The organism is Mizugakiibacter sp. (assembly GCF_039680435.1).
GTDB lineage: Bacteria > Pseudomonadota > Gammaproteobacteria > Xanthomonadales > Rhodanobacteraceae > Mizugakiibacter.
The window spans coordinates 1-18,431 of the sequence record NZ_JBDKSX010000104.1 but is presented as its reverse complement, the minus strand read 5'-3'; the positions used below and the strand labels follow the sequence as shown (position 1 = coordinate 18,431).

The window sequence follows — 18,431 nt, the reverse complement described above, 5'->3', positions numbered from 1 at the left end:
GTTTCCTGATCCCCTTCCCGCGAAAGCGGGCATGACGCCGCACGCACGCGGCGGCGGCGCGCCGCGTGGCGACCGCTCCGCGGCTTGGGCGCAGGCCCGCGCGCCCGTACAATCGCCCCTTCCCCGCATTCTTCGCGCGCGCCGCCCACGCGGCGCCCGCCGGCGACGCACGCATGGACAAGAGTTTCGAGCCCGCCCCGATCGAATCGAAGTGGTACGCCCACTGGGAGCAGCACGGCTACTTCAAGCCGTCCGGCGCCGGCGCGCCCTACTGCATCATGCTGCCGCCGCCGAACGTCACCGGCACGCTGCACATGGGTCACGCGTTCCAGCACACGATCATGGACACGCTGATCCGCTACCACCGCATGCGCGGCCGCGACACCCTGTGGCAGCTCGGCACCGACCACGCCGGCATCGCCACCGAGATGGTGGTGACGCGCCAGCTCGCCGCCGAGGGCAAGACCCGCGGCGACTTCACCCGCGAGCAATTCGTCGAGCGCATCTGGCAGTGGAAGGCGCAGTCCGGCGACACCATCGGCCGGCAGATGCGCCGCCTCGGCGTGTCCGGCGACTGGAGCCGCGAGCGTTTCACCATGGACGAGGGCCTGTCGCGCGCGGTCGTCGAGACCTTCGTGCGCCTGTACGAGGAAGGCCTGATCTACCGCGGCCAGCGCCTGGTCAACTGGGACCCGGTGCTGAAGACCGCGATCTCCGACCTCGAGGTGGTCAACGAGGAGGAGGACGGCAAGCTGTGGTCGATCGCCTACCCGCTGGCCGACGGCTCGGGGCAACTGGTGGTCGCCACCACGCGCCCGGAGACCATGCTGGGCGACGTCGCGGTGATGGTGCATCCCGAGGACGAGCGCTACGCGCACCTGGTCGGCAGGACCGTGCGCCTGCCGCTCGTCGAGCGCGAGATCCCGATCATCGCCGACGACTACGTCGACCGCGAATTCGGCACCGGCGTGGTCAAGGTCACGCCGGCGCACGACTTCAACGACTACGCGGTCGGCCAGCGCCATGGGCTGCCGCTGCTGAACATCTTCACCGACGAGGCGAAGATCAACGACGCCGCGCCGGCCAAATACCGCGGCCTCGACCGCTACGACGCGCGCAAGGCCGTGCTCGCCGACCTCGAAGCCGCCGGCCTGCTGGTCGAGGAGAAGAAGCACAAGCTGATGGTGCCGCGCGGCGACCGCACCGGGCAGGTGATCGAGCCGTACCTCACCTGGCAGTGGTTCGTGAAGATGGACGGTCTCGCCGAACGCGGCCTCGAGCTGGTCGAGAACGGCAGCGTGCGCTTCGTGCCGGAGAACTGGGTCAGCACCTACCGGCACTGGCTGGGCAACATCCAGGACTGGTGCATCAGCCGCCAGCTTTGGTGGGGGCACCGCATCCCGGCGTGGTACGACGACGCCGGCAACGCCTACGTCGCGCGCAACGAAGAGGACGCGATCGCGCAGGCGGCGAAGAGCGGTGGGCTGGAGCCCACCCTGCGGCGCGAGGAGGACGTGCTGGAAACCTGGTTCAGCTCGGCGCTGTGGTCGCACTCGACGCTGGGCTGGCCCGACGCCGGCGACATGGCGAAGTACGGCTACGACCGCTACCTGCCGACCTCGGTGCTGGTCACCGGCTTCGACATCATCTTCTTCTGGGTGGCCCGCATGATCATGATGACGGACCACTTCACCGGCCGCGTGCCGTTCAAGGACGTCTACATCACCGGCCTGGTCCGCGACAAGGACGGCCAGAAGATGTCGAAGTCGAAGGGCAACGTGCTCGATCCGCTCGACCTGATCGACGGCATCGACCTCGAATCGCTGGTGGCGAAGCGCACCCGCGGCCTGATGCAGCCGCAGATGGCGAAAAAGATCGAGGCCGCCACGCGCAAGGAATTCCCTGTGGGCATCCCGGCGTTCGGCGCCGACGCGCTGCGCTTCACCTTCGCCTCGCTGGCCACGCACGGCCGCGACATCAAGTTCGACCTCGACCGCTGCGGCGGCTACAGGAACTTCTGCAACAAGCTGTGGAACGCCGCGCGCTTCGTGCTGATGAACGCCGAAGGTTTCGCCGCGCCGGCCGGCGCGCCGGCCGCCGTCACCGAGGCCGAGCGCTGGATCATGGCGCGCCTCGCGCGCACGCTGGCCGAAGTGCAGGCGCAGTTCGCCGCCTACCGCTTCGACCTGGTGGCGCAGGCGCTGTACGAGTTCACCTGGAACGAGTTCTGCGACTGGTTCCTGGAGCTGGCCAAGCCGGCGCTGAACGGCAGCGACCGCGCCGCCGCGGACTCGACGCGCCACACCCTGCTGCACGTGCTGGAGGCGCTGCTGCGCGCGCTGCACCCGCTGATCCCGTTCGTCACCGAGGCGATCTGGCAGGAAGTCGCGCCCAAGCTCGGCATCGCCGGCGACACGGTGATGCTGCGCCCTTATCCCGAGGCCGGCGAGATCGCCGCGGACAGCGCCGCCGAAACCGGGATCCAGTGGCTGAAGGACGTGCTGACCGGCATTCGCCGCATCCGCGGCGAGATGAACATCGCGCCCGGCCGCACCATCCCGTTGCTGCTCGCCGGCGGCGGCGCGGACGACCGCCTGCGCGCGACCCGGTTCGCGGCGCAAATCGGCTTCCTCGGCCGCATCGAGACGCAGCGCTGGCTGGACGACGGCGAGGCCGAGCCGGCCAGCGCGGTGGCGATGGTCGGCGAGCTGCGCCTGCTGATCCCGCTGGCCGGGCTGATCGACGTCGGCGCCGAGCGCGCGCGCCTCGACAAGGAAATCAGGCGCATCGAGGCCGAGATCGCCAAGTGCAACGGCAAGCTCGGCAACGCCAACTTCGTGCAGAACGCGCCTGCCGCGGTGGTCGGGCAGGAGCGCGAGCGCCTCGCCGACTTCACCGCCACGCTGACCGGCCTGCGCGAGCAGGCGGCGCGATTGGCGGCGCTGTAGGGCGGATCCCGCCCCACCCGCCGTCGCGGGCCAGCCGGCCCGGAACGCGGCACGTTCCGCGGCATTCCGCCGTTACCGCTCCGGCGGCAGCAGCTCCATCGCCATCACCACCGCGTCCTCGCGGCCGCGCGCCGCGGGGTAGTAGTTGGGGCGGCGGCCGATCTCGTTGAAGCCGGCGCGCTCGTACATGGCGATCGCGTGCGCGTTGGACGGGCGCACTTCGAGGAACACGCGCTCGGCGCCGTGCCAGCGCGCCAGGTCGATCAGCCGGTGCAGCAGGCGGCGGCCGTGGCCCTTGCCCTGCTCGGCCGGCGTCACGCACACGTTCAGCACGTGCGCCTCGCCGGCGGCCACCGAAAGGATGCCGTAGCCCAGCACCTGCGTGCCCTGCGCCAGCACCCAACTGCTGTAGCCGGCGTTGAGGCAGTCGCGGAAGATGCCGGGCGTCCAGGGGAATTCGTAGGCGGCCGCCTCGATGGCGGCGACCTGGGCGAGGTCGTCGCGGCGCATCGCGCGCAGTTCCGGCAATCCGGGCGCGACGACCGCGGCCATTTCAGCCGGACTTCCGCAGCGCGCGCCGCAGCGTCTTCAGCGCGCGCCACAGCGTGCGCTTGCGCGCCGGCGCGGCGAGCAGGTCGGCCGGCGCGTCGACCAGTTCGATCGTCGCGGCGGCCTGCGCGGCCGCGGGCAGGTCGCCGCCCAGCGCCCGTGCTTCGCCGAACACGAGGTACGCGGACAGCCGCGGCGGCGGCGCGGCGAGCGCGCCGGCACGCACCGGCAGCAGCGCGATCGCATCCGTACCGAGGCCGAGCCAGGCCAGCGCCGCGTCGACCAGTGCGCGCTGGCGCGGCGTCTCGAGCGCCTCGGCCGGCAGCACCACCGCGATGCGCGCGCCGGCAGGAACGACCGCGGCCGCGGCATGCGCCGGCGCGGCCGCCGCAGCCCCGGCAGCCGCCGTGCGCAGGCGGTACGGCGTCAGTCCCAGCGCGCGCAGCAAGGCGGCGCGGCGCGCGGCAGGAGCGGCGTTGCGGACGCTGGCGGCTGCGGCCGACACGGCGTGCGCCCCGCTCAGCCCGGCGGCGGCTCGATGCGCGCGCCGCGCGGCCTGCGCCGCGAAGCGCGCAGGCCCCACAGCGTGACGATCGGGCCGGACAGCACGTAGATCACGCCGATCGCCAGCAGCACGCGCGCGGTGTCGACGGCCAGCAGCACCAGGATCAGCACCACCGCGATGATCCACAGGAACGGCACGCGCTCGCTGACCGGCCAGCTCTTGAAGCTGAAGTAGCGGATGCGGCTGACCATCAGCAGCCCGGCCAGCACGGCCAGGAACGGCGTGAAGAACTGCACGTCGGCGCCGCGGAAGCCGCTGTTCTCGACCGACCAGACGAAGGCCATGCACAACCCGGCCGCGGCCGGGCTGGCGAGGCCCTGGAAGTAGCGCTTGTCGATCACGCCCACCTGGGTGTTGAAGCGCGCCAGGCGCAACGCGGCGCAGGCGGCGTAGATGAACGCCGCCGCCCAGCCGATCTTGCCCCACAGCGGGCCGTAGTCCTTCAGCCCCGCCAGCGACCAGGTGTAGAGCACCAGCGCGGGCGCCAGGCCGAAGCTGACCAGGTCGGACAGCGAGTCGTACTGCACGCCGAATTCGCTCTGCGTGTTGGTCAGGCGGGCGACGCGGCCGTCCAGGCCGTCCAGCAGACCGGCCACGAACACGGCGATGGCCGCGTCCGTGTAGCGGCCGCCGATCGCGGCGACGATCGCGTAGAACCCGGCGAACATCGCGCCGGTGGTGAACAGGTTGGGCAGCAGGTAGATGCCGCGCCGTGGTCGGGCGGGCGTCGGAGCGGTGGCGGTCATGCCGGATCCCGTGATGTAGCCGGCACAAGTGTAAACCATGCCGCGTCCGCGCCCGCCCGGGTGGGGTAGTATCCGGCCGCACGGGGAAACGCGCGGCGGCGGCCGCACCGACGTGGAGAAGGCCATGATGCGCAGGCTGCTGCTGCCTATCGTCCTGATGCTCGCCCTGCCGGCGTTCGCCGGGCAGGTCTACAAGTGGACCGACGCCAAGGGCACGGTCCACTACTCCGACGCGCCGCCGCCGCAGGGCGCGCATTACAGCCGCGTACGCGTCGGCGGCGCGGGCGCCGAGGTGCCCGATGCGGCCGCCGGCACCGCGCAGGCGGCGGCGCCGGCAACGGGGACGGCCGCCGCCGCTCCGGCCGCGCCGGCGGGACACGTCGCCGACACGCCGGAGAACCGCGCCAAGCTGTGCGCCGACCTGCAGAAGAACATGGCCCTGCTGGAGAGCAGCCAGGCGCTGACCGTCGACGGCGACGGCGGCAAGCAGCAGACGCTCGACGCCACGCAACGCAGCCAGGAGCTGGCGACCGCGCGCGACCAGTACCAGCGCTACTGCGGACGCTGATCCGCCGCGCCCGGCGCCCTCCTCCACGCGGGCGCGGCGCGCGCCGGCCGTTTGGCCGCACCCCGCGGCACCGCTACAATCGCGCGCTTGCCTCCTGTGCGCGCCGCCGCGCACGCCGCGGAACCGCCCATGCGCCTCAGCCAGTTCCACCTCGCCACCGTCAAGGAAGTCCCCGCCGACGCGGAAATCGCCAGCCACCGGCTGATGCTGCGCGCCGGCATGATCCGCAAGCTCGCCGCCGGCATCTACACCTGGACGCCGCTCGGCCTGCGCGTGCTGCGCCGCGTCGAGCGCGTGGTGCGCGAGGAGATGGACCGCGCCGGCGCGATCGAGATGCTGATGCCCTCGATCCAGCCGAAGGAACTGTGGGAGGAAACCGGGCGCTGGCAGAAATTCGGCGGCCAGTTGCTGAAGATCAGGGACCGCAAGGACGGCGAGTTCTGCTACGGCCCCACCCACGAGGAAGTGGTCACCGACTTCGCGCGCAACGAGCTGAAGAGCTACAGGCAGTTGCCGCTGAACTTCTACCAGATCCAGACCAAGTTCCGCGACGAGATCCGCCCGCGCTTCGGCGTGATGCGCGCGCGCGAGTTCCTGATGAAGGACGCGTACTCGTTCCACCTGACGCCGGAGTGCCTGGACCGCACCTACCGCGTCATGTACGACGCCTACGCGCGCATCTTCACGCGGCTCGGCCTGCAGTTCCGCGCCGTGCAGGCCGACACCGGCGCGATCGGCGGCAGCGCCAGCCACGAGTTCCACGTGCTCGCCGATTCCGGCGAGGACGCGATCGCCTTCGCCAGCGGCTCCGATTACGCGGCCAACGTCGAGCTGGCCGAAGCGGTCGCGCCGGCGACGCCGCGCCCCGCGCCGGCCGCGCCGCTGGAGCGCGTGGCCACGCCCACGCAGCGGACCATCGAGGAGGTTTCCGCGTTCCTCGGCGTGGCGCCCGCGCAGTGCGTGAAGACGCTGCTGGTGCGCGGCCGCGACGGCCTGGTCGCGCTGTGCGTGCGCGGCGACCACGAGCTCAACGAGATCAAGGCGGCCAAGCTGCCCGAGCTGCCGGGCGAGTCCGAGCTGGCGAGCGAGGCCGAGATCCTCGCCGCCACCGGCACCCGCCCCGGCTTCATCGGCCCGGTCGGCCTGCCGGCGACGATCCCGGTGATCGTCGATCGCAGCGCCGCCGCGCTGGCCGACTTCGTCTGCGGCGGCAATGCCGACGGCACGCACTGCCGCGGCGCCAACTGGGAGCGCGACGCGCGCCTCACCCGCGTCGCCGACCTGCGCAAGGTGGTCGCGGGCGATCCTGCGCCCGACGGCCGCGGCACGCTGTCGATCGCGCGCGGCATCGAGGTCGGCCATGTGTTCCAGCTCGGCCAGAAATACGCCGAGGCGATGGGCGCCAGCGTGCTCGACGAGCAGGGCAAGGCGCGCACGATGTACATGGGCTGCTACGGCATCGGCGTCAGCCGCATCGTCGCCGCGGCGATCGAGCAGAACCACGACGACGCCGGCATCGTCTGGCCGGAGGCGATGGCGCCGTGGCGCGTCGCCGTCTGCGTGATCAACCCGAAGCACGACGCGAAGGTCGCCGAGGCCGCCGAGACGCTGTACCGCGAGCTGTGCGCGCGCGGCGTCGACGCCGTGCTGGACGACCGCGGCCTGCGCCCGGGCGCGATGTTCGCCGACATCGAGCTGATCGGCATCCCGCACCGCGTCGTGGTCAGCGAGCGCGGCCTCGCCGCCGGCGCCTGGGAATACCGCCGCCGCGACGAGGCCGAGAGCCGTGCACTCGGCCACAGCGAAGTGCTGGCGCTGTTCGACTAGACTGCGGCATTGCACCGCGCTGCGGATGCAGCCATGCGCGCGCGTATGGCTTTATCGTCTTGACACGGATCAGGGCCGCGTGCGCGGCCGCTTCACAAACTGGTCTGCTCCCCTTCCCCGACCCGAGATCCGTCATGCCCCCGAGCAACGCCCTGTCCCGCGAACAGCTGCTGGCCTGCGGCCGTGGCGAAATGTTCGGCCCCGACAACGCGCGCCTGCCGCTGCCCAACATGCTGATGATGGACCGCATCGTCAACATCGATCCCGAGGGCGGCCGCTACGGCCGTGGCTACATCGAGGCCGAGCTCGACATCCGCCCCGACCTGTGGTTCTTCGGCTGCCACTTCCAGGGCGACCCGGTGATGCCGGGCTGCCTCGGCCTCGACGCGATGTGGCAACTGGTCGGCTTCTTCCTGGCCTGGCTCGGCCAGCCCGGACGCGGCCGCGCGCTGGGCGTCGGCGCGGTGCGCTTCTTCGGCCAGGTGCTGCCGAGCGCGCACAAGGTCAGCTACCTGATCGACATCAAGCGGGTGATGCGGCAGAAACTGGCGATGGCGATCGGCGACGGCCGCATGCTGGTCGACGGCCGCGAGATCTACACCGCCGAGAACCTGCGCGTCGGCCTGTTCACCTCCACCGAGGGCTTCTGAGGCATGGGCGCACGCCGTGTGGTAGTGACCGGCATGGGCATCGTCTCCTGCCTCGGCAACGATCCCGACAGCGTCGCCAGCGCCTTGCGCGAAGGGCGTTCGGGCATTCGCCATGTGCCGGAATACGCCGAGCTTGGCTTGCGCAGTCAGGTGGCCGGCGTGCCGGCCATCGACCTCGACGCCGAGATCGACCGCAAGACCCGCCGCTTCATGGGCGATGCCGCGGCCTACAGCCACGTGGCGATGCGCGAGGCGATCCGCGACGCCGGGCTGTCCCCGGCGCAGGTCAGCGACGAGCGCAGCGGGCTGGTCGCCGGCTCGGGCGGCGGCTCCAGCGAGCACCAGATCGCCGTCGCCGACCTGCTGCGCGGGCGCGGCGTGCGCCGCGTCGGCCCGTACATGGTGGCGCGCACGATGTGCTCGACGGTGTCGGCCAACCTCGCCACCGCCTACGCGATCCGCGGCGTCAGCCACTCGCTGTCCGCCGCCTGCGCCACCTCGGCGCACTGCATCGGCACCGGCGCCGAGCTGATCCGCAGCGGCCGCCAGGACATCGTGTTCGCCGGCGGCGGCGAGGAGCTGCACTGGGGCCTGACCGCGCAGTTCGACGCGATGGGCGCGCTGTCCTCGCACCACAACGCCGAGCCGGCCCGCGCCTCGCGCCCCTACGACGCCGATCGCGACGGCTTCGTGATCGCCGGCGGCGCCGGCATGCTGGTGCTGGAGGATCGCGAGCACGCGCTGCGGCGCGGCGCGCGCATCCATGCGGAGGTGGTCGGCTACGGCGCCAGCTCGGACGGCGTCGACATGGTCGCGCCGTCCGGCGAGGGCGCGGTGCGCTGCATGCGCATGGCACTGGCCGAAGCCGGCGCGCAGCCGGACTACGTCAACACCCACGGCACCGCCACCCCGCTCGGCGACATCGTCGAGCTGAACGCCCTGCACGAGACCTTCGGCGCGGACTGCCCGCCGCTGTCCTCGACCAAGGCGCTGTCCGGCCATTCGCTCGGCGCGGCCAGCGTGCACGAGGCGATCTACTGCCTGCTGATGATGCGCGACGGCTTCATCGCCGGCTCCGCCCACATCGACCGGCTGGACGACGCCGCGGCGCACATGCCGATCGTGCGCGCAAGCCGCGACGCGCGCCTGGACGTGGTGATGTCCAACAGCTTCGGCTTCGGCGGCACCAACGCCAGCCTGATGTTCCGGCGCCACGAGGCCTGAGCCGGCGTCGATTCATTCCCGCCGCGCACCCCATCGCGGCGCCGCCGCCGCAATGGGGATATTGCGCCGATGGCGCCCGCGGACCGCCCGCCGGCATCCACGCCGGGCACGCATTCGCATCCCCGTCGACTGCCGTGCGAGGCATTTACCCCCACTCCGCGGGAGCGCAATGCGCGCGCCGATTCGCCGCAGGTTTGTCCAAATCCCCCTAATCGGGGGACGCACGCCGATACGCCAGCCGCATCGGCTCTGGCCGGATATTTCCTATTCGGCGCATTTTCGGTAAGAATAATCGTGGTTAAGCGGTAAACGAATGCGCACGGCCGGTTTCCGGCATCGCGATGCGCCGGCCGCATGATCGCCAGTACGACCACTATCCCGGATACGCTTTGGAGACGCTCATGGCCATCGACCTGAAAAACCTCAACCACAATCAGCTCAAGGAGCTGATCAGCAAGGCCCAGCAGCGCCAGGACGATCTGCGCAAGGACAAGGCTGCAAAGCTGCGCGAGAAGATCGAAGCCCTGATCAAGGCCGAGGGTTTCGCCCTCGAGGACGTTTATCCGCGCGCCGGCCGCCGCGCACGCCGCACCGGCACGGTGAAGCCGAAATACCGCAACCCGGAAAACCCGACGATGACCTGGAGCGGCCGCGGCAAGCGCCCGCGCTGGTTCAACGCGGCGCTGGCGGCGGGCAAGAAGGAAAAGGACCTGCTGATCAAGTAAGCGGATAATCCGCGACGCGCGAAAACGCCGGCTTGTGGCCGGCGTTTTCGTTCATGCGCCCGATCGCGCGCGAAACCCGCCGCCATCCGCTACAAGCTGCGCCGCGGCGCCACCGCCAGGTCGCCAAACAGCAGGCCCGCCACCAGCGCCACCAGCAGGGTCAGCAGCAGCAGGCCGGTATCCATGCCGAGCGTGGCGTCGCGCTCGAGCAGGTAGCTGACGCTGCGGAAGCCGATGCTGCCGGGCACCAGCAGGATGATGCCGGGCTCGCGCACCACCGCGCCCGGCCGGTGCGCCCAGCGCGCATAGGCGTTGCTCAACGCGCCGATCAGCAGGCCGCCGGCGAACACGCCGAAGGTGGCGCCGAAACTGGCGCCGCCGAAGCGCACCGCCACGTAGCTGACCACCACCGCCGCCATCACCAGCAGCCAGTCGCGCCGCGCGGCCTGGAACAGGATCGCGAACGAGAACGCGGCCACCAGCACCGCCGGCCATTCCGTCCACCCGGGCACCGGCGCCAGTGCATGCAGCGGCGGGCGCACGCCGAGGCCGCGGCAAAGCTGCGCGGCCGCGACCGCGCCGAAGGTCAGCTTGAGCAGGGTCGCCAGCGCGCCGGACATGCGCGCCACGCCCGACACCAGGTGCTGGCTGGACAGCTCGCGCACCGCGGTGGTGAGCGTCATGCCGGGCATCAGCACGATCAGTGCGGCCAGCACCACGGAACGGACCGCCAGCGGCACGACGTAGGCGCTGATCAGCGTCGCCAGCAGCGTCGCCACCAGCGCGGCGATCGCCTCGCCGGCGGCGGCCACGCGCGGGCGGCCGCTGCCGGCCACGGTAATCAGGCCGATCAGCACGCCGATCGCGCCGGCCACGCTGACGTCCGCCCACGAGGTATGCAGCAGGGTGGCGATCGCGGCGGCCGACAGCCCGTAGCTGGCGACGATCGCGGCCAGCGCGCCGCGCCCGGCGGGCTGCGCCAGCGCGCGCAGCATGCGCGCGCCTTCCTCGATGTCGAGCCCACCGTCGATGACGCGATCGGCGATCGCGTCGACCTCGCACAGCCGCGCGAGGTGCACGTCGCCCGGCGGCAGGCGCATCACCTGGGTCATCTGCGCGAGACCGTCGCCGCCGCCGGCGCGGTCGGAGAACGACAGGATGATCGCGGTCGGGCTGGACCACACCTCGCTGTACAGCCCCAGCCGGCGCGAAACCTTGTCGATCGCCTGTTCCAGGCGCGGCGCGGCGGTGCCGTACTGGTGCAGGCGGCGCGCCAGCTCGACCACGAAGGCGATGCGCGCCTGCAGCGGCACGGCGCTCAATGCGCGCTCCCGCGGCGCGGCGGGCGCGGCGATCCGGATCGGGACTGGGCGCTGTCCATGGCAGTGCGTCCGCAGGGTCGGTGGGCGTGATTATGGACAAACATCGAGACGGGGCGCACGCGCGTCGCGCGCCGAACGGCGGCCTGCAGTTTCTTGTCTCCCTTTCCCAAACGGGGAGAGGGGGAAAGCGCAGGACCGTAGGGCGGAATCCGCACAGCGGCTTCCGCCGCGCCGCGTCTGCGGGTATCCGTCAACGGCGGAAGCGCCGCTGCGCGGCGATTCCGCCCTACCCGGGCGCAGGCCGCGGCATGCGCGCCACGGCGTGGTCCGGCCCCAGGCTAGCCCGCGGCCTTCACCTTGAGCGTGCTGCCGTCCACCGCGACGACTTCCACCACGGCGCCGGCCGGCAGGTCGGGGCCCTCGGCCAGCCACAGCGAGTCGCCGACGCGCGCCTTGCCGCGGCCGTTCTGGATCGCGGTTTCCAGCACGTAGCGCTGGCCGATCAAGCGCTCGGCGCGGCGGTTCAGGCCGGCGGCGTCGGGCGCGTCGCGCTCGATGCGCGGGCGCAGCAGCCTCCAGTAGGCGAAGCAGGAGACGAACGCCAGCGCGGCGAACAGCAGCGCCTGCGGCAGCATGCCGAGCTGCGGCAGCGCCAGCATCACCACGCCCATCACGCCGGCGGCGATGCCGATCCACAGCAGGAAATAGCCCGGCATCATGACCTCGCCGCCGATCAGCAGCAGCGCCAGCACCCACCACACGTAGTGCGCGGAAACGTCGACGAACATGGCGACTCCTCAGGCGCGCGGCGCGGCGGGCGGCTGGCGCGCCGCGCTCTGCGCCTGCTGGCGGCCGAGCGACTCGCGCGCCAGTTCGGCGATGCCGGCCAGCGAGCCGATCACGCCGGTGGCCTCGATCGGCAGCAGCAGCATCTTCTGGTTCGGCGAGTCGGCCATCGCCTTCAGCGCCTCGACGTACTTGTTGGCGACGAAGTAGTTGAGCGCGTTGACGTCGCCCTTGGCGATCGAATCGGACACCATCGTGGTGGCCTTGGCCTCGGCCTCGGCCAGGCGCTCGCGCGCCTCGGCGGCGCGGAACGCCGCCTCGCGCTCGCCTTCGGCGGCGAGGATCGCCGACTGCTTCTCGCCCTCGGCCTTGAGGATCGCCGCCTGGCGGAAGCCCTCCGCCTCGAGGATGTTGGCGCGCTTCTCGCGCTCGGCCTTCATCTGCCGCGCCATCGAGTCGACCAGGTCGCGCGGCGGCTGGATGTCCTTCAGCTCGATGCGGGTGACCTTGAGGCCCCACGGATGGGTCGCCTCGTCGACTACCTTGAGCAGGCGCGCGTTGATCTCGTCGCGCTTGCTCAGCGACTCGTCGAGGTCGAGCGAGCCGAGCACGGTGCGGATATTGGTCATGATCAGGTTGATGATCGCGCTCTGCAGGTTGGCCACCTCGTACGCCGCCTTGGCCGCGTCCAGCACCTGGTAGAACACCACGCCGTCGACGCGCACCACCGCGTTGTCCTTGGTGATGACGTCCTGCGAGGGCACGTCGAGCACCTGCTCCATCATGTTCATGCGCCGGCCCACGTTGTAGATGAACGGCACCAGGAAGTGCAGGCCCGGCGTCAACGTGCGCGTGTAGCGGCCGAAGCGTTCGACCGTCCACTCGTAACCCTGCGGCACGATGCGCACCAGCTTGGCCAGCACGATCACCGCCACCACGACCAGCACCAGAGCGAATAGACCCGGCATGTTCCCCTCCCTATCGGTGGATGCAGCGGTCGAGTATAGGCAATCGCGGTTTCAGGCGTGCGGATGCTTCGGCAGGGACAGCGCGACCCGCAGGCCGCCGCCCTCGCGATTGGCCAGCGCGATGCGGCCGCCATGCGCCTCGGCGATCTCGCGCGCCAGCGCCAGGCCGAGCCCGCTGCCGCTGCGCTTGGTCGAGTAGAACGGCAGCAGCGCGTGGGCGAGCACGGTCTCGCTCATGCCCGCGCCGCGATCGCGCACCTCGATGCGCCAGTCCTGGCCGTGGTCGAGCACCGCCATCTCGACCGCATCGGCAGGCCCGCCCGCCTCGTGCGCGTTCTTCAGCAGGTTGATCAGCACCTGCTCGAGCTGCGCGCGGTCGGCGCGCAGCGGCGGCTGCGGCAGGTCGCCGACGAGGCGGAACGGATAGTGGTGGCCGAGGCCGTCGAGCAGGTCGCGCCACGCCACCGCCTCGATGCGCGGCTGCGGCAGCCTGGCGAAGCGCGCGTAGCCCTGGATGAAGCCTTCGAGGTGGCGCGTGCGCTCCTCGATGGTATCGAACGCGGTGGTCAGCCGCGCCAGCTCGCCCTTGCGCGCCAGTTCGCGCCCGGAATGCGCCAGCGAGCGGATCGGCGCCAGCGAGTTGTTCAGCTCGTGGCTGATCACGCGGATCACCTTCTTCCAGGTCGCCACTTCCTGGCGCGCCAGCTCGCGGGTCAATCGGCGCAGCAGCACCAGCCGGTGCCGGCGTCCCTGCAGCTTGAACTCGCGCTGGGTGACGTGGAAGGTTTCGTCCTCGCCGTCGATGGCGACGGTGAACAGGCTGTCGCTCTCGCGCGCCAGCGCCTGCGCCAGCGCCGGCGGGCCGGCGGCGACGACCGCCTCGAAGCGCTCGCCGGCCAGCGCGCGGCCGTCGTTGAGCAGTTGGCGCGCGGCGACGTTGGCGTAGACGATGCGCCCGCCCGGCTCGACCAGCAGCAGCGCCGTCGGCGTGTGCTGCACGATGGTGTCGAGCAGCAGCTCGCGCTGGAACAGGTGCTGGCGCTCCTCGCGCAGCACGCGACCCAGCTCGTTGTGCGCGGCGACCAGGTCGCCCAGCTCGTCGCGGCGCTCGTTGTGCAGCGAGATGCTGAAGTCGCCGTCGCGGAACGCACTGACGCTGCCGGCCAGCGCGCGCAGCAGCGCGGTCACCGGCAGCGCGCCCAGGCGTGCGACCCACAGCAGCGGCAGCGCCAGCAACGCGATGGCGAAGAGGACGCCCGCAGAGGTGCTGTCGAACGCGCGCGCGATGTAGGCGGCGAGCGCGGCCGCGACCAGCGCGACCAGCGCCAGCAGCAGCGCCAGCTTGCCTTCCAGCGATGTCGGCCGCATCCGCCTCCCTCGCGGGGCGTCGGCTCAGGCGGAATCCGCGCCGGCCGCGACGCCCAGCTTGTCCATCCGCCGGTACAGCGCCTGCCGGCTCAGGCCCAGCTCGGCCGCCGCCTGGCTGATCACGCCACGGCAGCGGCGCAGCGCGGCCTCGATGGTAGCGCGGTCGGGCTCCTGCTCGGGCGCCAGGCGCGCGGATGCGCGCGGCGCCACCGCGGCGAGGCCGAGATCGTGCGCGCCCAGCGCGTCGCCCTGCTTCAGCAGCAGCGCGCGCTCGATGGCGTTCTTCAGCTCGCGCACGTTGCCCGGCCAGGCGTGCGCCTGCAACGCCGCGCGCGCGCCGGCGTCGAGCCGCGCGCGGCCGGCGAGGAAATGCTCGGCCAGCGGCAGCACGTCCTCGGGCCGCTCGGCCAGCGGCGGCACGCGCAGCTCGATCACGTTCAAGCGGTAGTAGAGATCCTCGCGGAAGCGGCCTTCGCGGATCATCGCCGGCAGGTCGGCGTTGGTGGCGCTGACCACGCGCACCTTGACGCTGCGCGTGCGGCTGGAACCGAGCCGCTCGAACTGCCCGGTCTCCAGCACGCGCAGCAGCTTCATCTGCCCGGCCGGCGGCAGGTTGCCGATCTCGTCGAGGACCAGGGTGCCGCCGTCGGCCAGCTCGAAGCGCCCTTCGCGCGCGCGCTGCGCGCCGGTGTAGGCGCCCTGCTCGGCGCCGAACAGCTCGGCCTCGATCAGCTCGGCCGGCAGCGCGCCGCAGTTGACCGCGACGAACGGCCCGCGCAGGCCGGAGTTGGCGTGCACGATCTCGGCGATGCGCTCCTTGCCGGCGCCGTTCGGTCCGGTGATCAGCACCGGCACATCGGCGCGCGCCACCTGGCAGGCCAGTTCGACCACGCGCTGCGTCGCCGGCGCGGCGAACACCAGGCCGCGCAGGTCGTAGCGCGCTTCCAGGTCGCGGCGCGCACGCTGCCGCTCGGCGCGCACGCGGCTGACCTCGCGCGTGGCCTCGGACAGCTCCAGCAGGTTCTCGACCGTGGCCAGCAGCTTGGGATCGTCCCACGGCTTGCCGAGATAGTCGGCGGCGCCTGCCTTGACCAGCTCCACCGCGGTCTCCAGATGCGTCCACGCGGTCAGCAGGATGATCGGCAGGTCCGGGTGCGCGGCGCGGATCGCGCGGAACAGCGCCACGCCCTCCTCGCCGGAGGTGGTGTCGGCGCTGAAGTTCATGTCCTGCACGACCAGGTCGACGTCCTCGCGCGCGAGCGCGTCCAGCCCCTGCTGCGGCGTCAGCGCGCGCAGGGTGCGGATCTCGCTGAGGCCGAACAGCACTTCCAGCGCGGTGCCGACCGCGGGGTTGTCGTCGATCACCAGGACAGTGCGCATCTTTCTCTCACGCATATCGGCATGGATGCGAGGCCATGCCGGAGGGTTGCAACGTATCCGCTCGCACAGCGCCCATCAAGGCGGCTGGCGCGTCCCCGCCCGCGCCGCTCCGGAACGCGTCGGCACAGCGGGCATGCGGCCCGTCGCCCCCGGGCGGAACGCATGGGGAAAAAGCCCGCGACCCCGCGCCCCCGGCTACCTGGCCGCCGCCGGGTGCGCCCGCGCCTTGCCGGCCTTCACCGCGGCGATCCAGGCGTTGGTGCGCGCGTCCAGCACGTCCAGCGGCAACGCGCCGCCGTCGAGCATCTCGTCGTGGAAGGCGCGGATGTCGAACTTGTCGCCGAGTTCCTTCCGCGCACGCGCGCGCAGTTCGAGGAACTTCATCTGGCCGAGCTTGTAGGCCAGCGCCTGCGCCGGCCAGGCGATGTAGCGGTCGGTTTCGGCCTGGATGTCCGGCTCGGTTTCGCAGGAGTGCGTGCGGAAGTAGTCGACCATCTGCTCGCGCGTCCAGCGCATCGCATGCACGCCGGTGTCGAGCACCAGGCGGTCGGCGCGCAGCAGCTCGTCGCACAGGCGGCCGTAGTCGCTGTAGGGATCGGTGTAGAAGCCGACCTCCTTGCCCAGCCGCTCGGAGTACAGCGCCCAGCCTTCCACGTAGGCGGTGTAGCCGGCCTGCTGGCGGAACGGCGGCAGGCTCGGCAGCTCCTGCGCGATCGAAAGCTGCATGTGGTGGCCCGGCACGCCCTCGTGGTAGGCGGTGGACTCGATCTCGAGCAGGTTGCGGTGCTCGAAGTCGCCGGTGTTCACCCACACCTTGCCCGGGCGCGAGCCGTCGGGCGTGCCGGTGGTGTACTGCGCCGCCGAGGCCTCCTTCTCGCGGAACGTCTCCACCGGCAGCACCTCGAGCTTGGCCTTGGGCAGCAGGCCGAACAGCTGCGGCAGCTTCGGCTCCATCTGCGCGATGTACTTGCGGTAGAGGTCGAGGATCTGCTCGCGCGAGGTCGGGCGGATCTTCGGATCGGTCTTCAGCCCGGCGCGGAACGCCGCGAGATCCTTGTAGCCGAGCTTCTTCGCGATCGCGTCCTGCTCGGCCTCGATGCGCGCCACCTCGGACAGGCCCAGCGCGTGGATCTTCGCCGGCGCCAGGTCGGTGGTGGTCATCTGCTCGATGGCGAAGCGGTAGCGCTTCCCGCCGTCGGGCAGCGCCCACAGGCCGAGGCCGGCGCGGCCCTTCGGCGCGTATTCCTTCTCGACGAAGTCGGCGAGCTTGAGGTAGGCCGGACGCACCTTGCCGTCGACCGCCTCGATCACCGCGTCGTGCAGGCGCGCGCGGTCGGCGACGGGCACGCCGTCGGGAAACTTCGCCACCGGCTGGCCGAACGCGCTGGCCTCGCCCGCCGGTGCGGCGATCGCGCGGCACTGCGTCACCACTTTTTCCAGCAGGAACTTCGGCGGCATCAGGCCGTCCTTCTCGCCCTGCTTCAGCACCCCGATCAACTGGTCGAACAGCGCCGGCACCTGGTCGAGGCGTGCGACGTAGTCCTCGTAGTGCCTGGTGCTGTCGAACGGCAGGATGGCGACGAACTGCGCCAGTTGCAGGTGCACGCCGGTGAACTGGTCGAGCGGCATCTCGTAGGTCTTCAGGGCGATCGCGCGCAGGCTGTCCTGCAACTGGCGCACCATCAGTTGCTGGTTGAGCCGATCCTGTTCGGCGAAGCCGGTGGTGTCGATCGACCTGAAGCGCGCGAGGAAGCGCTCGGTGTCCTGCTTCTGCATGGCGACGTGCGCCAGCGAGATGTCGCTCCAGCGGTCGTTGTAGCGGTAGTCGCCGATCGCGCTGGCGAACTCGGGCGACTGCTGCAACTGCCACTGCCATTGCTCGGCCAGCAGCGCGTTCAGCGCCCCGGTGCGCGTGGCGGCGTCGCCGGCCGCGCGCGCGGCGGGCGCGCCCACCGCGGCGGCCAGCGCGGCGGCGAGGAACAGGGCCAGGGACTTCGATAGCGGATGCGGCATGGCGGCTCTCGCTGTGTGGGTGGATGTGCGCGCCGCCGTTGCGACGCACGCGGGCACTGCATTCTGACGGCAATCATGGCGCCCGGCGCGGGCCGGAAGGCACGGCCCGCGCCGGCGGTTCAGACGCTGCGTGTCGCCACCGCCGGCGGCACCCGCGAAGCACGCGTGGCCGGTCCCAGCACGGCAATCTGGCCCAGCGCCCACAGGCACAGGAAGCCCACCGGCACGTAGTGCCACGGCAGGCGCGGCGACTCGTAGTGGGTCATCAGCCAGACGTTGAAGGCGTAGGTCAGCACCGCGCCGACGAGCAGGCCGAGGGTGGTGATCAGGAAGTTCTCGGTCAGGAAGTAGCGCAGGATGTCGAACTGGGTGGCGCCCAGCGCGCGCCGCGTGCCGATCTGCTTGGTGCGCTGGGTGACCCAGAAGCTGGCCATGCCGACGATGCCGAGCGCGGTGATGGTCAGCAGCGCCACGATCACCGCGCCGAGGATCAGCGCCATCGCGCGATCCGCGGCGTAGGCTTCGGCGCGCACGCTCTCGACGCTCTTCAAGCCGCGCACGATTCGGCTCGGATTGGCCGCGGCGAGCTTGTCCTCGACCTGCTTCATCACCTCGTCGCGGCGCCCCGGCTCGGCGCGCACCAGGTAGGTCGACGAGTTGCCGTACGGCAGATGCTGCGGCCGCAGCACCGAGTATTCGATTTCCTTGGAGTCAACCCAGGGCTCCTGCAGGCGATCGACCACGCCGACGACGGTGGTGGGCGGCGTGGTCCTGGGATCGTCGATGTAGAAC

General features: G+C 71.5%; 16 protein-coding genes. 6 read left to right on the top strand and 10 right to left on the bottom strand.

Translation table 11 applies throughout. The annotated features are described in order from the left end of the window. Window positions 1-173 precede the first annotated feature (173 nt). Window positions 174-2,948 carry a valine--tRNA ligase gene (locus ABFC67_RS11380; protein WP_346738143.1) on the top strand — a complete coding sequence of 925 codons (2,775 nt, stop codon included), beginning with the start codon at window positions 174-176 and terminating at the stop codon, window positions 2,946-2,948. Between the two features lie 72 nt (window positions 2,949-3,020). On the opposite strand, the gene rimI is transcribed toward ABFC67_RS11380, so the two are convergent. From rimI to pssA, 3 genes are read right to left on the bottom strand one after another with little or no spacing between them, the layout of a single operon-like run. Beyond that, window positions 3,021-3,500, bottom strand: coding sequence for a ribosomal protein S18-alanine N-acetyltransferase (rimI, locus tag ABFC67_RS11375; protein ID WP_346738142.1), 480 nt, complete (start codon window positions 3,498-3,500; stop codon window positions 3,021-3,023). 1 nt (window position 3,501) lies between these two features. Next, window positions 3,502-4,002: a hypothetical protein gene (locus tag ABFC67_RS11370; protein ID WP_346738141.1), complete on the bottom strand. Its 501-nt coding sequence runs from the start codon at window positions 4,000-4,002 to the stop codon at window positions 3,502-3,504. A gap of 14 nt (window positions 4,003-4,016) precedes the next feature. Then, window positions 4,017-4,808, bottom strand: a complete 792-nt coding sequence (gene pssA / locus ABFC67_RS11365) for a CDP-diacylglycerol--serine O-phosphatidyltransferase (protein ID WP_346738140.1) — start codon at window positions 4,806-4,808, stop codon at window positions 4,017-4,019. Window positions 4,809-4,932: 124 nt separating this feature from the next. On the opposite strand from pssA, the gene ABFC67_RS11360 reads away from it, so the two are divergent. The 5 genes from ABFC67_RS11360 (at window position 4,933) to ABFC67_RS11340 (ending at window position 9,802) form a co-directional block, all read left to right on the top strand. Next, on the top strand, window positions 4,933-5,376 hold the full coding sequence (locus tag ABFC67_RS11360) for a DUF4124 domain-containing protein (protein WP_346738139.1): 444 nt from the start codon (window positions 4,933-4,935) through the stop codon (window positions 5,374-5,376). 129 nt (window positions 5,377-5,505) lie between these two features. Continuing rightward, window positions 5,506-7,203, top strand: coding sequence for a proline--tRNA ligase (locus tag ABFC67_RS11355; RefSeq protein ID WP_346738138.1), 1,698 nt, complete (start codon window positions 5,506-5,508; stop codon window positions 7,201-7,203). Window positions 7,204-7,337: 134 nt separating this feature from the next. Further along, a complete protein-coding gene (gene fabA, locus ABFC67_RS11350; protein WP_346738137.1) occupies window positions 7,338-7,853 on the top strand; it encodes a 3-hydroxyacyl-[acyl-carrier-protein] dehydratase FabA in 516 nt (171 codons plus the stop codon). A gap of 3 nt (window positions 7,854-7,856) precedes the next feature. Continuing rightward, window positions 7,857-9,077, top strand: a complete 1,221-nt coding sequence (gene fabB / locus ABFC67_RS11345) for a beta-ketoacyl-ACP synthase I (RefSeq protein WP_346738136.1) — start codon at window positions 7,857-7,859, stop codon at window positions 9,075-9,077. Between the two features lie 401 nt (window positions 9,078-9,478). After that, window positions 9,479-9,802 carry an H-NS histone family protein gene (locus ABFC67_RS11340; RefSeq protein WP_346738135.1) on the top strand — a complete coding sequence of 108 codons (324 nt, stop codon included), beginning with the start codon at window positions 9,479-9,481 and terminating at the stop codon, window positions 9,800-9,802. Between the two features lie 89 nt (window positions 9,803-9,891). Here the strand turns inward: ABFC67_RS11340 and ABFC67_RS11335 are convergent, their stop codons facing one another. The 7 genes from ABFC67_RS11335 to ABFC67_RS11305 form a co-directional block, all read right to left on the bottom strand. Next, the gene (locus ABFC67_RS11335) at window positions 9,892-11,115 is read right to left on the bottom strand and encodes a threonine/serine exporter family protein (protein ID WP_346738157.1); all 1,224 of its coding nucleotides are present in this window, start codon (window positions 11,113-11,115) and stop codon (window positions 9,892-9,894) included. 347 nt (window positions 11,116-11,462) lie between these two features. Next, the gene (locus ABFC67_RS11330; RefSeq protein ID WP_346738134.1) at window positions 11,463-11,912 is read right to left on the bottom strand and encodes an NfeD family protein; all 450 of its coding nucleotides are present in this window, start codon (window positions 11,910-11,912) and stop codon (window positions 11,463-11,465) included. Window positions 11,913-11,921: 9 nt separating this feature from the next. Further along, complete coding sequence (locus ABFC67_RS11325; protein ID WP_346738133.1) at window positions 11,922-12,878, bottom strand: SPFH domain-containing protein; 957 nt, start codon at window positions 12,876-12,878, stop codon at window positions 11,922-11,924. Window positions 12,879-12,929: 51 nt separating this feature from the next. Then, complete coding sequence (locus tag ABFC67_RS11320) at window positions 12,930-14,246, bottom strand: ATP-binding protein (RefSeq protein WP_346738132.1); 1,317 nt, start codon at window positions 14,244-14,246, stop codon at window positions 12,930-12,932. Between the two features lie 24 nt (window positions 14,247-14,270). Then, complete coding sequence (locus ABFC67_RS11315; protein ID WP_346738131.1) at window positions 14,271-15,626, bottom strand: sigma-54 dependent transcriptional regulator; 1,356 nt, start codon at window positions 15,624-15,626, stop codon at window positions 14,271-14,273. Window positions 15,627-15,821: 195 nt separating this feature from the next. Beyond that, entirely contained in the window at window positions 15,822-17,639 is a 1,818-nt protein-coding gene (locus ABFC67_RS11310; RefSeq protein WP_346738130.1) for a DUF885 domain-containing protein, read from the bottom strand. Between the two features lie 119 nt (window positions 17,640-17,758). Beyond that, on the bottom strand, window positions 17,759-18,431 hold a 673-nt coding region (locus ABFC67_RS11305), incomplete at its 5' end, for an FtsX-like permease family protein (protein WP_346738129.1).

Coding starts and splice junctions, on each gene's coding strand:
- ABFC67_RS11380 (WP_346738143.1), top strand. CDS start 174: ATGGACAAGAGTTTCGAGCCCGCCCCGATCGAATCGAAGTGGTACGCC.
- rimI (WP_346738142.1), bottom strand. CDS start 3,500: ATGGCCGCGGTCGTCGCGCCCGGATTGCCGGAACTGCGCGCGATGCGC.
- pssA (WP_346738140.1), bottom strand. CDS start 4,808: ATGACCGCCACCGCTCCGACGCCCGCCCGACCACGGCGCGGCATCTAC.
- ABFC67_RS11360 (WP_346738139.1), top strand. CDS start 4,933: ATGATGCGCAGGCTGCTGCTGCCTATCGTCCTGATGCTCGCCCTGCCG.
- ABFC67_RS11355 (WP_346738138.1), top strand. CDS start 5,506: ATGCGCCTCAGCCAGTTCCACCTCGCCACCGTCAAGGAAGTCCCCGCC.
- fabA (WP_346738137.1), top strand. CDS start 7,338: ATGCCCCCGAGCAACGCCCTGTCCCGCGAACAGCTGCTGGCCTGCGGC.
- fabB (WP_346738136.1), top strand. CDS start 7,857: ATGGGCGCACGCCGTGTGGTAGTGACCGGCATGGGCATCGTCTCCTGC.
- ABFC67_RS11340 (WP_346738135.1), top strand. CDS start 9,479: ATGGCCATCGACCTGAAAAACCTCAACCACAATCAGCTCAAGGAGCTG.
- ABFC67_RS11330 (WP_346738134.1), bottom strand. CDS start 11,912: ATGTTCGTCGACGTTTCCGCGCACTACGTGTGGTGGGTGCTGGCGCTG.
- ABFC67_RS11325 (WP_346738133.1), bottom strand. CDS start 12,878: ATGCCGGGTCTATTCGCTCTGGTGCTGGTCGTGGTGGCGGTGATCGTG.
- ABFC67_RS11320 (WP_346738132.1), bottom strand. CDS start 14,246: ATGCGGCCGACATCGCTGGAAGGCAAGCTGGCGCTGCTGCTGGCGCTG.
- ABFC67_RS11315 (WP_346738131.1), bottom strand. CDS start 15,626: ATGCGCACTGTCCTGGTGATCGACGACAACCCCGCGGTCGGCACCGCG.
- ABFC67_RS11310 (WP_346738130.1), bottom strand. CDS start 17,639: ATGCCGCATCCGCTATCGAAGTCCCTGGCCCTGTTCCTCGCCGCCGCG.